This window comes from Nocardioides marinisabuli (genome assembly GCF_013466785.1).
Classification (GTDB): Bacteria; Actinomycetota; Actinomycetes; order Propionibacteriales; family Nocardioidaceae; genus Nocardioides; species Nocardioides marinisabuli.
Window position 1 is genome coordinate 1,329,923 of sequence record NZ_CP059163.1, and the last position, 14,810, is coordinate 1,344,732.

Sequence of the window (14,810 nt, forward strand, 5' to 3'; positions counted from 1 at the left end):
CCGGCCGTGGCGGGTCGCGGCACACGTAACCTCGCCCCATGGACGCTGACAGGCTGCAGTGCGCCGAGCAGGCCCTCCGATCGGTCCCCGAGGACTACCGACAGGTGGACGGCGCGGAGGTCGCGAGCCGCGAGCGGGGCCAGAGCCGGCACCGAGGGATGTACATCGGTTGGGCCTGGGGCCAGGACGGGCAGGGCCGGCACTTCCTCGACCTGCTCTCGGACCACCGCCACCCCGGCATGCTGGCGACCCGGTACTTCGCCAACGGGGACACCGAGCCGATCGAGGTCCCGGCCTCGATGCGTGCTGCGTCGGTCGATCCGGTGGAGGACGCCGAGCTCGAGCGGAGGTACTTCGCGAGGAACAGGGCTGCCTACGCGGACCTGCGCGAGCGCGGCCTCCTGCCTCCCGAGCCCGGCGCCAGCCCCACCAGCAGCGAGCCCTCCTACTGACGAGCCACGCGCCGCATCATGAGTGAGAGCCCAGGTCAGGCGGTGGGGAGATCCCGGCCATCTCGGCGCGCGTGGCGAGGACCTCACGGATCACCTCTCGGCACACCTGGCGGGCGTCGTGGGCGCCGACGAAGGCTGAGGCGGGCAGCTTGATGGCCAGGTCGCCGGACTTCTTGCGCAAGACCCTCTTCGTGGACCGATCCGCGACCTCCAGGTAGTTGAAGGGCCCCCGGACCTCGTCCTCGTACCGAGTCATCCACTCGCGCCACGCGGGCTGCTGCTGCAGCTCGTCCCATTCGGCGTCGAAGGTGTCCTCGATGCCCGCAGGAACGTGCTGGGACACCCAGGCGACGTTGATGCCGGAGTTGATCCATGCCTGCTCGCTCATCGGCACCTGGGCATGCCCGGCGGGCACTCACCCATCCCTCCCTTGCACCTCGTCGCGGCGGGTTCTCACGGCTTAGCGTGCCCTCGTTGAGGTCGTCACACCTTCCCGCGCAGGATCCGCTTGAAGTAGGTCAGCGGCAGCCCGTACCGGTCGGCGTACCAGGTCAGCACCCGTGGCTTGGTCAGGTCGGGGAACGGCACGGTGGGTGAGGGCTGCCCGTCCCGGTCGACCTCGACGAGCATCAGCCGGCGCCGCGAGGTCGTGATCGGCATGACGGTGTAGCCGTCGTAGTGCTGCGGGGGCTCGCTGCCGTCGGTGGTGATGTTGTGCGAGAGCACCGCGACCTGCTTGCGCAGGCCGCCGCCGGAGGGTCGGGTGCCGAGGTCGGCGACGTCGCCGAGCGACCAGACCGCCGGGTGGCGGCGGTGGCGCATCGTCTGCGGGTCGACGTCGACGAGACCCGCGTCGGTCGCGCCGGCCAGGTCGCTCTCGGCGACCCAGCGCGGCGCGCGGTAGTGCGGCACGACGTGGGCGTGGGCGACGTCGTCGAGCTCGACGTCGCCGGTGGGCGTGGTCACCGTGACCCGCCGGTCGGCGAGGCCGGTGACGCGGGCCTCGCGGTGCACCCTGACGCCGTACGACGCGAGCACCCGCTCGAGGCGCGCGTCGGGGCCGGGCAGGCCCAGGGGCGTGGCGCCGGGGAGCACCAGGTGCACCTCGATGTCGTCGAGCACGCCGCGTCGGCGCCAGTGGTCGCAGGCCATGAACAGCGGCTTCAGCGCGGTCGCGCCGCACGGCGCCGGCTCGGGCGGCATTGTGAAGAGGACGCGGCCGTGGGTCAGGTCGCGCAACGCGGGCCAGAGCCGCCGGGCCGTGTCGACGGTGAACGTCGAGCCGGCCCACCCGGCGGTCTGCGCCTCCTGCAGGCCGGGGGTGGCGGCCCAGTCCTCCTCGAGGCCGGGGCAGACGACCAGCGTCGTGCAGCCGACCTCGCGGCCGCTGGCCAGCCGCACGCTCGGGGCGGCCGGGGCGACGCTGACGACCTGGTCCTCGACCCACGTGGCGCCCTGCGGCATCACCTTCGCCGCGGGTCGCTCCAGCGCCGACATGCTCGCCTCGCCGGAGCCCACGTAGTTGAGCAGCGGGCGGTAGCGGTGCGTCGACTGCGACTCCACCACCGCGACGCCCTCGGCGCCGTCGCGCAGCAGCCGCGCGGCCAGCGAGACGCCGGCGTTGCCGCCGCCGATGACGAGGACCTCGTGGTGCTCCATCTCGCCAACGTAGCCCTGTCGACTACACCCCTCGGGCCTCCTCGGGCGCCTGGGTCAGCCGGTGGGGTCGCGCGGCGCCGGCGGCTGGCTGCCGAGGCTGTCCTCGTCGGGCATCAGGATCCACAGCACCGGGTAGATCAGGAACTGGCTGCCCGGCACCACCATCAGGATCAGCACGAACAGCAGCCGGGCGACCCACGGCCCGAGGCCGAAGCGGCGCCCGAGACCGGCGCAGACACCTCCCAGGACCCTGCTGTCGCGGGGCCGGACGAGGCCTTGGTTGCCGAGGCTGGCACGGATGTCGGTCATGGGGTCCTCCCAGTGGTGCGGTTGATGACTCCAGCATGCGCCGGAGTCGGCCTGCGGACCATCGGGGTACGCCCCGAGCCGACCCTGACGCTGGCCTGACCCGACTTTGTAATGCTACGTTTGCGTCAATCACTGACACAAAAGGTTGGAGGCCTCCGTTGGGCGTCATCTACCTCTCCGGGTTCGTCGTCATCAACGTCGTTGCCACCGTCCTCTTCGTGAGGTCGCAGCGTGGGAAGGCCGCTGCCGAGCTGATGACTTTCGCGGAGACCGTGCCGGCTCCGCTGACACCCCAGGTACGAGAGTGGTTGGGGCCTCAGCTGCATCGCCGGGCGGTCTACCCGTTCGTGGGGTTCCTGTGGGGCATCACCGCTGTCTACCTCCTTCCAAGCTCCGCGTGGGACGACCTCCCCTGGCACTGGTTCCTCCTCGTGATCGGCATTGGGGTCGGTTCCTCGACAGGCGCGCTCCTCGCCAGCGTCCGCACCAAGCCGCTGGTCGACGGACCACGACGCGCCGTCGATCCGGTGCGTCGTCGCGCCTCGGACTACTACGGCCGCATCGACGTGCTGCGGCTCCGCCTGTCCGTGCTCACCGCGGGATCGGCGCTCGCCCTGGCGGCCGCACTGGTGGCAGGGACCGGCACGGCGACCGCCGACCGGGCGCTGATCGCGTGCAGCATCGGACTGGTCCTCGTCGCCGCCCAACACGGCGTCGTGGCCGTCGTCGTGGCCCGTCCCTTGGTGACCAGCACCGCCGAGGGCCTGTCGTGGCAGAAGGCGGTCCTGGCCAGAACCATCGCGCCGATGCCACACCTGGCGATCTTCGCCGGGATCTTCAGCACTGTCGTCGCGGTCTACGCAGCGGTCGTGCATGTTCGCGAGCTGTCGTTGCCGATCCTGCTGCTCAGTGTCGGTGTCGCAGTGCTCGGTGCCGCCGCGGTAGTGGTCATGGTCATGGGCATTCGGCGAGATCGGCCGAGGCAGACGGACCCGATCGCCCACCCGAGCTCCGCGCCGTGAACCTCGCCGTCGACACCTCCTCGAGCGTCCCGCCGTACGAACAGCTGCGGGCCCAGATCGCCGGCATGGTCGCCAGCGGGACGCTGGCGGCGGGCACCCGGCTGGCGACGGTGCGCCAGATGGCAGCCGACCTGGGGCTCGCACCCAACACCGTGGCCCGGGCCTACCGGGAGCTCGAGGCCGACGGGGTCATCGACACCCACGGCCGGCGGGGAACGTTCGTCCGCTCCGCGAGCACGCCGGGCCCGGACCTGCGCGACCTGGTCGCCGACTACGTCAGCAGCGCCCGCGCTCGCGGGCTGACCTGCGCCGAGGCGACGAGGCTGGTGGAGGAGCAGTGGTCGGGCTGAGCTACTTCGACTCGCCGTCCTCGTCGTCCGCGGCACCGCGCCGCTTGAACATCGAGGCCCCGGGGATGCCCTCCACGATCTGACCCATCGCCTCGAAGCGCTCGGCCAGCGAGTGCAGCTCGGGCGTCAGCGCACCCAGGTTGCGCAGCGCGGGGGTGATCAGGTCGATCACCTCGGGCGTGAGGTCGAGCAGCTTGGCGACCGACTCGGCGTGCTGCGGCTCCAGCACCTCCGCGCTGCGCTCCAGCGTGGGCCGCAGCTGCGCGACGGCGGGCTCGATCGCGTCGATCAGCGCCGCCAACCGACGGACCTGGACGTCGGCGAGGGTGGCGGTGCGACCCGCGTCGATGGCGACCGCGTCGGCCTGCGAGACCACCAGGGAGGCGCGCCCGGCGATCACCGCGATCTCGTCGACCAGCACCTCGATCGTGCCGACCAGAGCCACGACGCGGGTCACCAGGCCGGCGGCCTGCTCGACCACGTCGGTGGCGTCGGCGACCAGTCGCCGCCCCGCGTCGACGGCCTGGCCGGGCAGACGGGTCACGGCGACCGCCCCCGACACGACCCGGGTCGCGAGCCCGGCCGGGCCCGACCCGAGGCTGGTCGGGGCAGTCGTCGTGGCAGCGGCATCCATCCCTCGACCGTACGGCGCGGGGGCGGTGGCGTCACCGCACCAGGAGGGTGGTGCGCGCTCAGATCCCCGAGGTCGTGACGCTGTCGAGCACCCGGTTGGCGGTGGGCCGGTCGAGGCTGCGCACCTGCACCCACAGCAGCCGGTTGCCCGCGACCTGGAGCACCCGCTCGACCACGACCCCCGTGCCCCCGCCGCAGCCGGTGGACAGCACCGTCACCGACGGCACCTCGCCCTCCTCGACCACCGGCGACTGCTGCTCGTCGCACTCCGGGTGCGTCGGCACCAGCTCGGGCAGGTCGCCGCCGGGCATCAGCCCCAGGAAGACGCCCTCTGCCTCGCGGGCCGGGTCGGTCCAGGAGGCGTCGGTGCCGACCGACAGGGCGGCGTACGACCCGTCGCCCTCGGGCCCGGCCCAGCCCTCACCGCCGACGCTGCGCTCCCAGTCGGCGGGCACCTCGACCGAGAGCGTGCCGCCCTCGTCGCTGAGCACCCGCAGGTCGGGGCGCGAGCCCTGCTCGATCGCCGCGCCGGCCCACGCTCCCCCGGCCGCGGCCAGCAGGCCCGCCACCGCGGTCAGCGCCACGAGCCGGCGGCGGCGCGGGCGCCGCGGGGGCCGTGGGGGCTCGGGGTCGCGGAGGCTGGCCGACGGGGTGTGCAGCGAGGGCCGGTTGCCGGGCTGGGTCAGCTCGGGGTCGACCGGCAGCCACGGCGCGCGGTCGCCGGCTCCCCGGCCCCCGACACCACCGGCTCGAGCGCCGCACCCAGCTCGGCCACGAACGTCGCCACGTCGGGCCAGCGCTCCTCGCGCTCCACCGCGAGCGCCCGGCGTACGACGTCGTCGACGGCGGCGGGCAGGTCGCCGCCGACCGGCGCGGGCGGCTGCGGTCGGCCGCGGCGCGCAGGCTGGCGTGGGAGAAGGCCGGTCGCCCGGCGAGCAGGAGGTAGGCGACCGCGCCCAGGGAGTACTGGTCGGCGCGCGCGTCGGGGGCCTCGGCGCGGGCCTGCTCGGGCGCGACGTAGGAGGGGCTGCCGGCGACCATCGTCAGCCGCGACGACACGTCGAGCGCCTTGCCCAGGCCCAGGTCGCCGAGCATGGCGCGGACCTCGCCCTCCACGGTGCGGAACAGCACGTTGGCCGGCTTGACGTCGCGGTGCAGGATGTCGCGGGCGTGCAGCGCGGTGAGCCCCGCCCCGACCTGGCGCACGATCTCCAGCGACTGCGCCGGGGTGAGCCCGTCGATCTCGAGCCGGTCGGCCAGGGTGCCCTGGTCGGCGTACGACATCACCAGGTAGGGCCGGCCGTCGTCGAGCTCGCCGGCGTCGTAGACGCCCACGACGTGGGGCGACTCGACCCGGCGCAGGTAGCGTCCCTCCTCGAGGAAGCGGCGCCGCACCTGGGCATCGTCGGTCCAGTTGTCGGCCAGCACCTTCACCGCGACCGGCGAGTCGAGGTGCTCGTCGTAGGCCAGCCACACGGTCGCGAAGCCGCCCGAGCCGATCCGCCGGCGCACGGCGTAGCGACCCAGGCGCTGCGGGATGCGCTGACCGGTGGACACCCAGGCATGATGGGCCATCGAGGTAAAGGGAGACCAGTGGGCGCACCGGAGGCGTACGACGCCGACCAGATCGACGACCTGGCCCGACGGGCGCAGGACGGGGACCGCCCCGCCCTCGAGGAGCTGCTGACCGCCGTCCGGCCGCGCGCGCTGCGGGTCTGCCAGGGCGTGCTGCCGCACTCCGCCGACGCCGAGGACGCCTGCCAGGAGGCGCTGATCAACATCGCCGGCAAGATCGGCGGCTGGGGCCGGCGCGGGCGCTTCACCACCTGGATGCACGCCGTGGCGGTCAACTCGGCCCGCACCACCTACCGCCGGATGAAGAACCAGGCCGTGCCCGCCGACCCGCAGGCCGAGGGCGGCGGCAGCCTGGAGCGGCCCGACCCGCGCACCACCAGCGTCATCGCCGGCACCCGCCTGGACCTGCTCGAGGCGATGGAGACCCTCGAGCGGGAGCACCCCCAGGTCGTCGAGCCGCTGCTGCTGCGCGACGTCTACGGCCTGCCCTACGACGAGATCGCCGCGCTGGTCGGGGCGCCGCTGGGCACCATCAAGGCCCAGATCCACCACGGCCGCCGCCTGGCCCGCGAGCTGCTGCGCGGGGGCGTCGAGTGAGGCGCTCGCTGCTCGCGCTCCCCCTGCTGGCGCTCGCCGCCTGCTCCGGCGCCGCCGAGGAGCCGCTGTTCGAGCGGCCGGCCGGGGCCGAGGCGCCCCTCGAGGTCGCCCCGGTCGCCGCCGAGCCGGCGTACGACGGCCTCGACGACCCGGCGCTCGACGCGGCCCTCAGCGAGCCGGTCGAGGACTCCGTCTACCCGCGCACCGGCGACCCGGGCGTCGACGCGCTGCACTACGACCTCGACCTGGCCTGGGACCCCGCCGCCGAGGTGCTGACCGGGCGCCAGACCCTGCTGCTGCGCTCCACCGAGGACGACGACGAGCTGCAGCTCGACCTGAGCCCCGAGCTGCGCGTGGGTGCGGTGCGGGTCGACGGCGAGGAGGTCGACTTCAGCCACGAGGGCAAGGACCTCGTCGTGGTCACCGACGTCGTCGTCGACGGCCGCTACGAGCTCGCGCTCGACTTCGAGGGCACCCCGCTGCCGGTCCCCGCGCCCACCACCCGCGGCGACTTCGCCACCAACGGCTGGACCACGATGCCCGACGGGTCGACGTGGACGATGCAGGAGCCGCACGGCGCCTACACCTGGTACGCCGTCAACGACCACCCCTCCGACAAGGCGCTCTACGACATCAGCGTCACTGTGCCCGAGCCGTTCACCGGCGTCGCCAACGGCGAGCTCGTCGACACCACCGAGGCCGACGGGCTGCGCACCACCACCTGGCACCTGGCCGAGCCGGCGGCGTCGTACCTGATGACGATCGCGACGGGCGACTACGTGCTGACCGAGGACGAGTCGGCCAGCGGGGTGCCGATCCAGTACTGGGTGCCGCGCGAGCGCCAGCGCCTGGCCCGCGCCCTGGCCCCGACCCCCGAGGGGCTGGCGTTCCTCGAGGAGATCCTGGGGCCCTACCCCTTCGACACCCTCGGCATCCTGCTCGTCGACAGCGAGAGCGGCATGGAGACCCAGACCATGATCACGCTCGGGATGACCGACTACACGACCTCGCCGGCGGTGGTCGTGCACGAGCTCGCGCACCACTGGTGGGGCGACGAGGTGGGCCCCTCGGACTGGCGCGACATGTGGATGAACGAGGGCATGGCGATGTACCTGCAGGGCATGTGGGAGGCCTCGCAGGACGACTACACGATCGACCAGCTGATGGACTACTGGGCCTCCTTCGAGGACGAGGAGCGCGCCGCCGCCGGCCCGCCCGCCGCCTACGACCCGGCGACCTTCGGGGAGTCCAACGTCTACTACGGCCCCGCGCTGATGTGGCACGAGCTGCGCCGCGACCTCGGCGACGAGCTGTTCTTCGAGCTGGTGCGGGCCTGGCCGGCCGAGCACTCCAACACCACGTCGTCGTACGACGAGATCACGGCGTGGTTCTCCGAGCGCTCCGGGCGCGACCTCAGCGGGTTCTTCGACGCCTGGTTGCTGGGCGAGACGACGCCGGCGCGGGGTTGAGGCCCGGGTGGCGCCCTGCATGAGTCCCCGGCCGACCGGGGACTCATGCGCTTGTCAGGGGTTGCAACACCCACTATGTGCGGGAGAAGGCTGACAAGTCCGTTGCGCCGGCGACCCCGATGCGCTGCGATGGCCGCATGCGGGTCCTGGTGCTGGGCGGCTCGGTCTTCCTCTCGCGGGCGGTGGCGCAGGAGGCGGTCGCGCGCGGCCACGACGTCACGGCCGCCTGCCGCGGCGCGTCCGGCCCGCTGCCCGAGGGCGTGCGCCACGTCCCCGTCGACCGGGTCGCCGGGCTGCCCGACGAGCTGACGTCGACGGCGTACGACGCCGTGGTCGAGGTGGCGCGCTCGCCGTCGTGGGTGCGGGCCGCGGTCGCCGCCTGGCCCGCGGCGCACTGGACCTTCGTCTCGACCCTCAACGTCTACGCCGACGACTCCACCCCCGGCGGACGCCCCGGCACCCTGCCGCTGCGCGAGCCCCGGCACGACGACGCCGACCTGGCCGTGGACCCGGAGGCGTACGGGCCGATGAAGGTGGCCTGTGAGCAGGCGGTGCTCGACGGCGCCCCCGCGGCCCTGGTCGTGCGGCCCGGCCTGATCGTGGGGCCCGGCGACCCACCGGCCGCTTCACCTACTGGCCGGCGCGGCTCGACGGCGCCGGCGACGGGGAGCCGGTGCTGGCCGGTGGGTCGCCCGACGACCTGGTGCAGGTGATCGACGTGCGCGACCTGGCTCACTGGCTGGTCGACGCCACCGAGCGCGGCCTGACCGGCGTCCTCGACGGGGTCGGGCCCACGCTGCCCCTCGGCCGGCTGCTCGACGAGGTGGCCGCCGGGGTCGGTGCCGCGCCGCGCTGGGTGTGGGCCGACGACGAGACGCTCGCGGCCGCTGAGGTGGCGCCGTGGATGGGCCCGCGCTCGCTGCCGCTGTGGCTGCCGCGCCCGGCGTACGACGGCATCCTCGCCCACGACTGGACACCCTCGCGCGACGCCGGGCTGCGGGTGCGACCGGTCGGTGAAACCGCCGCCGACACGCTGGCGTGGCTGCGGGCCACCCCCGACGCGGTGGTGACCGGGCTGACCCGGGCCGAGGAGCGAGAGGTGCTCACAGGGCTGCCCCAGGAGCCCTAGCCTTCGGCCATGACGCGGCTGACCTCCCACGACCTCATCGACCTCGTGCTGGACGAGGGGTCGTGGCGCAGCTGGGACGAGGCGCCGTCGTACGGCGAGATCAGCGAGCAGTACGCCGCCGAGCTCGCGGCGGCGCGCGAGAAGGCCGGCACCGACGAGGCGGTGGTGACCGGCGAGGGGCTGCTGCGCGGACGGCGGGTGGCGGTGGTGCTGGGCGAGTTCGGCTTCCTGGCCGGCTCGATCGGGCGCGCGACCGCCGACCGGCTGGTCGCCACGATCACCCGCGCCACCGCGGAGGGGCTGCCGCTGCTGGCGGCCCCGATCAGCGGCGGCACCCGGATGCAGGAGGGCACGCCGGCCTTCGTGCAGATGGTGCGCATCGCCCAGGCGGTGATGGCGCACAAGACCTCGGGGCTGCCCTACCTGGTCTACCTGCGCCACCCCACGACCGGCGGCGTGATGGCCAGCTGGGGCTCGCTGGGCCACGTGACGGTCGCGGAGCCGGGCGCGCTGGTGGGGTTCCTGGGGCCGCGGGTCTACCAGGCGCTCTACGGCGAGGACTTCCCCGAGGACGTGCAGACCTCCGAGAACCTCTACGCCCGCGGCATCATCGACGCGGTCGTGGCGCCCGAGGACATCGCCGACATCCTGCACCGCGCCCTGCGGATCATGCTGCCCCCGCGCGAGCAGATGGCACAGGTGCCCGACCCGGGCGACGACGAGATCCCCGACGTCGACACCTGGGAGGCCGTCACCCGCTCCCGCGACCCCGAGCGCCCCGGCGTACGCCGGCTGCTGAGGTACGCCGCCGACGACGTGGTGCCGCTCAACGGCACCGGCCAGGGCGAGGCCGACCCGGGGCTGCTGATCGCGCTGGTGCGCTTCGGCGAGGTGCCGTGCGTGTTCCTCGGCCAGGACCGCCGCGGCCAGACCAAGACCCACCCCCTCGGCCCGGAGGCGCTGCGCGAGGCGCGGCGCGGGATGCGGCTGGCCTCCGAGCTGCGGCTGCCGCTGCTCACCGTCATCGACACCCAGGGCGCGGCGCTGAGCGTGAACGCCGAGAACGGCGGGCTGGCCGGCGAGATCGCGCGCTGCCTGGGCGACCTGGTCACCCTCTACGCGCCCACGCTGAGCCTGATGCTCGGCGAGGGCAACGGCGGCGGGGCCCTGGCGCTGCTGCCGGCCGACCGGGTGGTGGCCGCCCAGCACGCCTGGCTCTCGCCGCTGCCGCCCGAGGGCGCCAGCGCGATCGTGCACCGCGACCTCGACCACGCCCCCGAGATGGCCCGTCAGCAGCGGGTCCGGGCGCTCGACCTGCACGCCGCCGGCGTCGTCGACCGGGTCGTGGGCGAGCGCCCCGACGCCGCCGAGGAGCCCGAGGACTTCTGCCGCCGGGTCGGCGCCGTGCTCGCTCACGAGCTGGCCGGGCTGCTGACCCGAGGCGCCGGCAGCCCCGCGGAGCGGGTGCGCCGCTACGAGTGACCACGCGGACGTTGGTCGAGGAGGTTGCGCAGCAACCGTCTCGAAACCCGGTGACCGGCCGGCGTACGGCGAGCGCGACCCTCACCGGGTCTCGACGACGTTCCTCGCTGGCGCTCGTCACTGCTCGACCAACGAGCGCCTCCGCTGGTTGAGCAGCGAGGGCCGAAGGCTCGAGCGTCGCCGAAACCCCGTGAGGCCATGGCGTACGGCGACCGGGCACGTCACCGGGTCTCGGCGACGTTCCTCGCTGGCGCTCGTCACTGCTCGACCAACGACGCCGGGTCGGCGCGGTCCTCGCTGGCGCTCGTCACTGCTCGACCAACGGGCGCCTCCGTTGGTTGAGCAGCGAGGGCCGAAGGCTCGAGCGTCGCCGAAACCCCGTGAGCCCATGGCGTACGGCGACCGGGCACGTCACCGGGTCTCGGCGACGTTCCTCGCTGGCGCTCGTCACTGCTCGACCAACGAGCGCCTCCGTTGGCGCTCGTCACTGCTCGACCAACGGACGGGGTGACGGGGCACCCTGTTGACTGGGGCGCATGCGCGCCCGCTCCGCCGCCCTCACGGGCGCCCTGGCCCTCGCCCTCGCCCTCGTCGCGTCCGCGGCCTTGCTCGCCCCGGCGACGGCGGCGGGAGCCGGGGGCGAGGTCGCCGAGGCGATGGTCGCGGTGGGGCCCGAGCCCGGCGGCGCCGAGGTCGAGCTCGACACGTCGGTGTTCGTGCCCGACGGGGAGGGGCCGCACCCGGCGGTGCTGCTGACCCACGGCTTCGGCGGCAGCAAGGCCGACCTGGTCGAGCAGGCCGAGGACCTCGCGGGCGACGGCTACCTGGTGCTGACCTACACCGCGCGCGGCTTCGGCGCCTCCGGCGGGCGCATCCACCTGGCCGACCCCGCCTTCGAGATCGCCGACGCCCGGGCGCTGGTCGACCTGCTGGCCGAGCGCGACGACGTCGTCACCGACGCCGACGGCGACCCCCGCGTCGGGCTCGTCGGGGCGTCGTACGGCGGGGCGGTGTCGTTGATGACCGCCGCCACCGACCCGCGCGTCGACACCGTGGTCGCGGCGATCACCTGGCACGACCTGGCCGAGTCGTTCTTCCCGCAGTCGGTGGTCGGCAGCGACGAGCCGGGGCCCTTCAAGCAGCTGTGGGCCTCGCGGTTCTTCCTCTCCTCCACCGCGCAGGGGCAGGGCGGCGACCCGCTCTGCGGCCGGTTCGCCGCCGAGGTCTGCGCGCCCCTCCTGGAGGCGGCCGACAGCGGCGAGCCCAGCGAGGAGCTGCTCGAGCTGCTGGCAGCGCACAGCCCCGCGCCGCTGCTCGACGACCTCGACGCGCCGACCTACCTGGTGCAGGGCATGGCCGACACGCTCTTCGGCCTCGACCAGTCCGAGGCCACCGCCCGCGCGCTCGAGGAGCAGGGCACGCCGGTCGCGGTGCGCTGGAGCGACGGCGGCCACGACGACCTCGGCGGGTCGCTCGAGGCGGACACCGCGACGATCGAGCCGTGGCTCGACCACTACCTGCGCGGCGCCGGGGCCGAGGCAGCCGAGGGGGCCGACGACCTGCCGCTGCCCGAGCTCAGCTGGGCCCTGCCGCGCACCCGCGGCCAGGACACCGCCACCGTGCAGAGCAGCGACGAGACCGACGCGACGTCGTACGAGACGCTCGCGCTGAGCGGCGAGGAGCAGCCGCTGGCCAACCCGCCGGGCGGTGAGCCGCAGTCGCTGACCGCCGTGCCGTCGACCGGTGACGTGGTCGACGAGTTCAGCGACGTGCTGTCGACCTACCCGCTCGCCGCGCTGCCCGGCCAGTCGGCCTCCTTCGACACCGCCGAGCTCGACGAGGCCCGCACGGTCGTCGGCACGCCCCGGGTGCGCCTCGACGTGACCTCGACCGGGCGCAGCAGCACCCTCTTCCTGAGCCTGTGGCAGGTCAGCAACGGGGTGCCCGAGCTGACGCGCCGCCTGGTCGCGCCGGTCACGGTCGACACGACGCCCGGCGAGGAGACCAGCGTCGAGGTCGACCTGCCCGGCGGCACCTGGCAGGTGCCGGCCGGTTCCCGGCTGCGGGTGCTGGTGACCTCGACCGACCAGACGTACGCCGCCCCGCGGGCCGCCCGCGCCGACGTCGTGCAGGTCAGCGACCTGCAGCTGCCCTCGGTCGAGGGCGCGACGGTGCTGGCCACCGAGGGCGGCGAGGGCCTCGACGACGAGGTCGTGGGGCTGCTCGTGGCCATCGGCGTGGTGCTGCTGGGGCTGCTGGGCGCGGCGCTGGTGGGCCGGCGCCGCAGCCACGGACCCGTCGACCCCGAGCTGGCCGACGTGCCGCTGGTCGTCGACGGGCTGGTCAAGACCTACGCCGACGGCCACCGCGCCGTCGACGACGTGTCCTGGCGCGCCGAGCGCGGCCAGGTCGTGGGCCTGCTGGGCCCCACGGCGCCGGCAAGACCACGACGCTGCGGATGGTGATGGGCCTGATCGCGCCCGACGCCGGGCGGGTGCACGTGCTGGGCCGCCAGGTCGGGCCGGGCACGCCGGTGCTGGCCCGGGTCGGGGCCCTGATCGAGGGGCCGGGCTTCCTGCCGCACCTCAGCGGGCGCGCCAACCTCGAGGCCTACTGGGCCGCCACCGGTCGCGACCCGGCCGAGGCCGGCTACGAGGAGGTCCTCGAGATCGCGGCGCTCGGTGGTGCGATCGAGCGGCCGGTGCGCACCTACAGCCACGGCATGCGCCAGCGGCTCGGCATCGCCCAGGCGATGCTCGGGCTGCCCGAGGTGCTGGTGCTCGACGAGCCGACCAACGGGCTCGACCCGCCGCAGATCGCGGGGCTGCGCCCGGTGCTGGCCCGGTACGCCGCCGCGGGCCGCACCGTCGTGGTCTCCAGCCACCTGCTGGCCGAGGTCGAGCTGACCTGCTCGCACGTCGTGGTGATGCACGCGGGCCGGGTCGTGGTGACCGGCACCGTGGCCGAGCTGGTCGACTCCACCGACACCACGGTGGTGACGCTCGCGCCGGGCAGCGACCCGTCGTCGCTGGCCGAGCGGCTGCGCGACCTCGAGGGCGTCAGCGAGGTCGACGTGGTCGAAGACGTCGACGAGCCCCACGTCGTGGTCGTCGCCCACCTCCCGCGCGCCGAGGTGGTGCGCGCGGCCGCCGCGAGCGGCGCCGACGTGGTCGGCGTCAGCAGCCGCCGGCACCTCGAGGAGGTCTTCCTCGGCGTGATCGCCGCGGCCTCCGGCTCCGACCCCGACCTCAGGCAGGTGCGTTCGCGATGAGCTCCTCCACCGCGTCCCTCGAGACGCTCCCCGGGCGGCCGCTGTCGCTGCGCGCCGAGCTGCGCCGCCAGCTGTCGCGGCGGCGTACGACGTGGTCGTTCGTGCTGCTGCTCGCGCTGCCGCTGGTGATCGTGGCGGCCTTCGCGCTCGGCGACGGCGACCCCAGCGAGGGCAGCCTCGTCGACCTGGCCACCGGCGGCGCGGCCAACTTCACCGTCTTCACCACCGCGGTGTCCTCGTCGTTCCTGCTGATCGTGCTGGCGGCGCTCTTCGTCGGCGACTCGCTGCCCTCGGAGGCGTCGTGGTCGACGCTGCGCTACCTGCTGCTGGCGCCCGTGCCCCGCTCCCGGCTGCTGCTGAGCAAGCTGGTCATCGGGCTGCTCAGCACCGCGGTGGCGGTGCTGGCGCTGATCGGCTGGTCGCTGCTGGTGGGGCTGGTCTTCTACGGCCCGGCCGGCTTCAGCAACCCCAGCGGCGGCACCCTCGACTGGGCGACGTTCGGGCCGCGCCTGGCGCTCATCGCGGCGTACCTGGTCGTCGTCCTGATGCCGGTCGGTGCGATCGCCTTCGCGTTCGGGGTGCGCACCGACGCGCCGCTGGCCGCCGTCGGCGGGGCGGTGATGGTGACGATCGTGGCCGCGATCCTCGACCAGATCGACAACCTGGGGTCGCTGCGCAACGCGCTGCCGATGCACGACGCCGGGGCGTGGTTCGCGCTGCTGCGGCCCGAGGTGGTCTGGGACGACCTGGTGCAGGGCACGCTGTGGTCGATGCTCTACACGCTGGTCTTCGTGGGGCTGGCGTTCTGGATGTTCCGGCGCAAGGACGTGCTGAGCTGAGCCGGGTGGTCGTCGGCGGGCGG

17 protein-coding genes are annotated in these 14,810 nt (G+C 74.2%); 11 read left to right on the plus strand and 6 right to left on the minus strand.

Annotated elements, in window-relative coordinates:
* Positions 1-38: 38 nt before the first annotated feature.
* On the plus strand, positions 39-452 hold the full coding sequence (locus H0S66_RS06460; protein WP_179614653.1) for a hypothetical protein: 414 nt from the start codon (positions 39-41) through the stop codon (positions 450-452).
* Positions 453-468: 16 nt separating this feature from the next.
* Here the strand turns inward: H0S66_RS06460 and H0S66_RS06465 are convergent, their stop codons facing one another.
* The 3 genes from H0S66_RS06465 to H0S66_RS06475 form a co-directional block, all read right to left on the minus strand.
* Positions 469-867: a hypothetical protein gene (locus H0S66_RS06465; protein ID WP_179614654.1), complete on the minus strand. Its 399-nt coding sequence runs from the start codon at positions 865-867 to the stop codon at positions 469-471.
* A gap of 68 nt (positions 868-935) precedes the next feature.
* Positions 936-2,111 carry an FAD-dependent oxidoreductase gene (locus tag H0S66_RS06470; protein ID WP_179614655.1) on the minus strand — a complete coding sequence of 392 codons (1,176 nt, stop codon included), beginning with the start codon at positions 2,109-2,111 and terminating at the stop codon, positions 936-938.
* Positions 2,112-2,165: 54 nt separating this feature from the next.
* Complete coding sequence (locus H0S66_RS06475) at positions 2,166-2,420, minus strand: PspC domain-containing protein (protein ID WP_179614656.1); 255 nt, start codon at positions 2,418-2,420, stop codon at positions 2,166-2,168.
* Positions 2,421-2,578: 158 nt separating this feature from the next.
* On the opposite strand from H0S66_RS06475, the gene H0S66_RS06480 reads away from it, so the two are divergent.
* Complete coding sequence (locus tag H0S66_RS06480; protein ID WP_180923828.1) at positions 2,579-3,442, plus strand: hypothetical protein; 864 nt, start codon at positions 2,579-2,581, stop codon at positions 3,440-3,442.
* Complete coding sequence (locus H0S66_RS06485) at positions 3,439-3,792, plus strand: GntR family transcriptional regulator (RefSeq protein ID WP_179614658.1); 354 nt, start codon at positions 3,439-3,441, stop codon at positions 3,790-3,792. The genes H0S66_RS06480 and H0S66_RS06485 overlap by 4 nt, the downstream gene beginning before the upstream one ends.
* Position 3,793: 1 nt before the next feature.
* Here the strand turns inward: H0S66_RS06485 and H0S66_RS06490 are convergent, their stop codons facing one another.
* Genes H0S66_RS06490 through H0S66_RS06500 form a run of 3 tightly spaced genes read right to left on the minus strand, consistent with a single transcriptional unit; the run spans position 3,794 to position 5,982 of the window.
* A complete protein-coding gene (locus H0S66_RS06490) occupies positions 3,794-4,426 on the minus strand; it encodes a hypothetical protein (protein WP_179614659.1) in 633 nt (210 codons plus the stop codon).
* Positions 4,427-4,484: 58 nt separating this feature from the next.
* Positions 4,485-4,880, minus strand: a complete 396-nt coding sequence (locus H0S66_RS06495; protein WP_258017123.1) for a hypothetical protein — start codon at positions 4,878-4,880, stop codon at positions 4,485-4,487.
* Positions 4,846-5,982, minus strand: a complete 1,137-nt coding sequence (locus H0S66_RS06500; RefSeq protein ID WP_258017124.1) for a serine/threonine-protein kinase — start codon at positions 5,980-5,982, stop codon at positions 4,846-4,848. Before H0S66_RS06500 ends, H0S66_RS06495 begins: the two co-directional genes overlap by 35 nt.
* Before the next feature lie 36 nt (positions 5,983-6,018).
* Here H0S66_RS06500 and H0S66_RS06505 point away from each other — a divergent pair, with 36 nt between their 5' ends.
* The 8 genes from H0S66_RS06505 to H0S66_RS06535 all read left to right on the plus strand — a co-directional run bounded on the left by H0S66_RS06505 (position 6,019) and on the right by H0S66_RS06535 (position 14,787).
* The gene (locus tag H0S66_RS06505; protein WP_258017125.1) at positions 6,019-6,597 is read left to right on the plus strand and encodes an RNA polymerase sigma factor; all 579 of its coding nucleotides are present in this window, start codon (positions 6,019-6,021) and stop codon (positions 6,595-6,597) included.
* Positions 6,594-8,066, plus strand: a complete 1,473-nt coding sequence (locus tag H0S66_RS06510; protein WP_179614662.1) for a M1 family metallopeptidase — start codon at positions 6,594-6,596, stop codon at positions 8,064-8,066. Before H0S66_RS06505 ends, H0S66_RS06510 begins: the two co-directional genes overlap by 4 nt.
* 137 nt (positions 8,067-8,203) lie before the next feature.
* The gene (locus H0S66_RS20350) at positions 8,204-8,779 is read left to right on the plus strand and encodes a Rossmann-fold NAD(P)-binding domain-containing protein (protein ID WP_258017126.1); all 576 of its coding nucleotides are present in this window, start codon (positions 8,204-8,206) and stop codon (positions 8,777-8,779) included.
* Entirely contained in the window at positions 8,740-9,195 is a 456-nt protein-coding gene (locus H0S66_RS20355) for a Rossmann-fold NAD(P)-binding domain-containing protein (RefSeq protein ID WP_258017127.1), read from the plus strand. The genes H0S66_RS20350 and H0S66_RS20355 overlap by 40 nt, the downstream gene beginning before the upstream one ends.
* A gap of 9 nt (positions 9,196-9,204) precedes the next feature.
* Entirely contained in the window at positions 9,205-10,677 is a 1,473-nt protein-coding gene (locus tag H0S66_RS06520) for a carboxyl transferase domain-containing protein (protein WP_179614664.1), read from the plus strand.
* 536 nt (positions 10,678-11,213) lie between these two features.
* Positions 11,214-13,142 carry a S15 peptidase family protein gene (locus H0S66_RS06525; protein WP_179614665.1) on the plus strand — a complete coding sequence of 643 codons (1,929 nt, stop codon included), beginning with the start codon at positions 11,214-11,216 and terminating at the stop codon, positions 13,140-13,142.
* A complete protein-coding gene (locus H0S66_RS06530; RefSeq protein ID WP_246305114.1) occupies positions 13,142-13,948 on the plus strand; it encodes an ABC transporter ATP-binding protein in 807 nt (268 codons plus the stop codon). The genes H0S66_RS06525 and H0S66_RS06530 overlap by 1 nt, the downstream gene beginning before the upstream one ends.
* Entirely contained in the window at positions 13,945-14,787 is an 843-nt protein-coding gene (locus H0S66_RS06535) for an ABC transporter permease (RefSeq protein ID WP_179614667.1), read from the plus strand. Before H0S66_RS06530 ends, H0S66_RS06535 begins: the two co-directional genes overlap by 4 nt.
* Positions 14,788-14,810 lie beyond the last annotated feature (23 nt).

Excerpts from the sequence above, each read along its gene's own strand:
- H0S66_RS06460 (WP_179614653.1), top strand. The coding sequence starts at position 39 with ATGGACGCTGACAGGCTGCAGTGCGCCGAGCAGGCCCTCCGATCGGTC.
- H0S66_RS06470 (WP_179614655.1), bottom strand. The coding sequence starts at position 2,111 with ATGGAGCACCACGAGGTCCTCGTCATCGGCGGCGGCAACGCCGGCGTC.
- H0S66_RS06475 (WP_179614656.1), bottom strand. The coding sequence starts at position 2,420 with ATGACCGACATCCGTGCCAGCCTCGGCAACCAAGGCCTCGTCCGGCCC.
- H0S66_RS06490 (WP_179614659.1), bottom strand. The coding sequence starts at position 4,426 with ATGGATGCCGCTGCCACGACGACTGCCCCGACCAGCCTCGGGTCGGGC.
- H0S66_RS20350 (WP_258017126.1), top strand. The coding sequence starts at position 8,204 with ATGCGGGTCCTGGTGCTGGGCGGCTCGGTCTTCCTCTCGCGGGCGGTG.
- H0S66_RS06520 (WP_179614664.1), top strand. The coding sequence starts at position 9,205 with ATGACGCGGCTGACCTCCCACGACCTCATCGACCTCGTGCTGGACGAG.
- H0S66_RS06525 (WP_179614665.1), top strand. The coding sequence starts at position 11,214 with ATGCGCGCCCGCTCCGCCGCCCTCACGGGCGCCCTGGCCCTCGCCCTC.
- H0S66_RS06530 (WP_246305114.1), top strand. The coding sequence starts at position 13,142 with ATGGGCCTGATCGCGCCCGACGCCGGGCGGGTGCACGTGCTGGGCCGC.
- H0S66_RS06535 (WP_179614667.1), top strand. The coding sequence starts at position 13,945 with ATGAGCTCCTCCACCGCGTCCCTCGAGACGCTCCCCGGGCGGCCGCTG.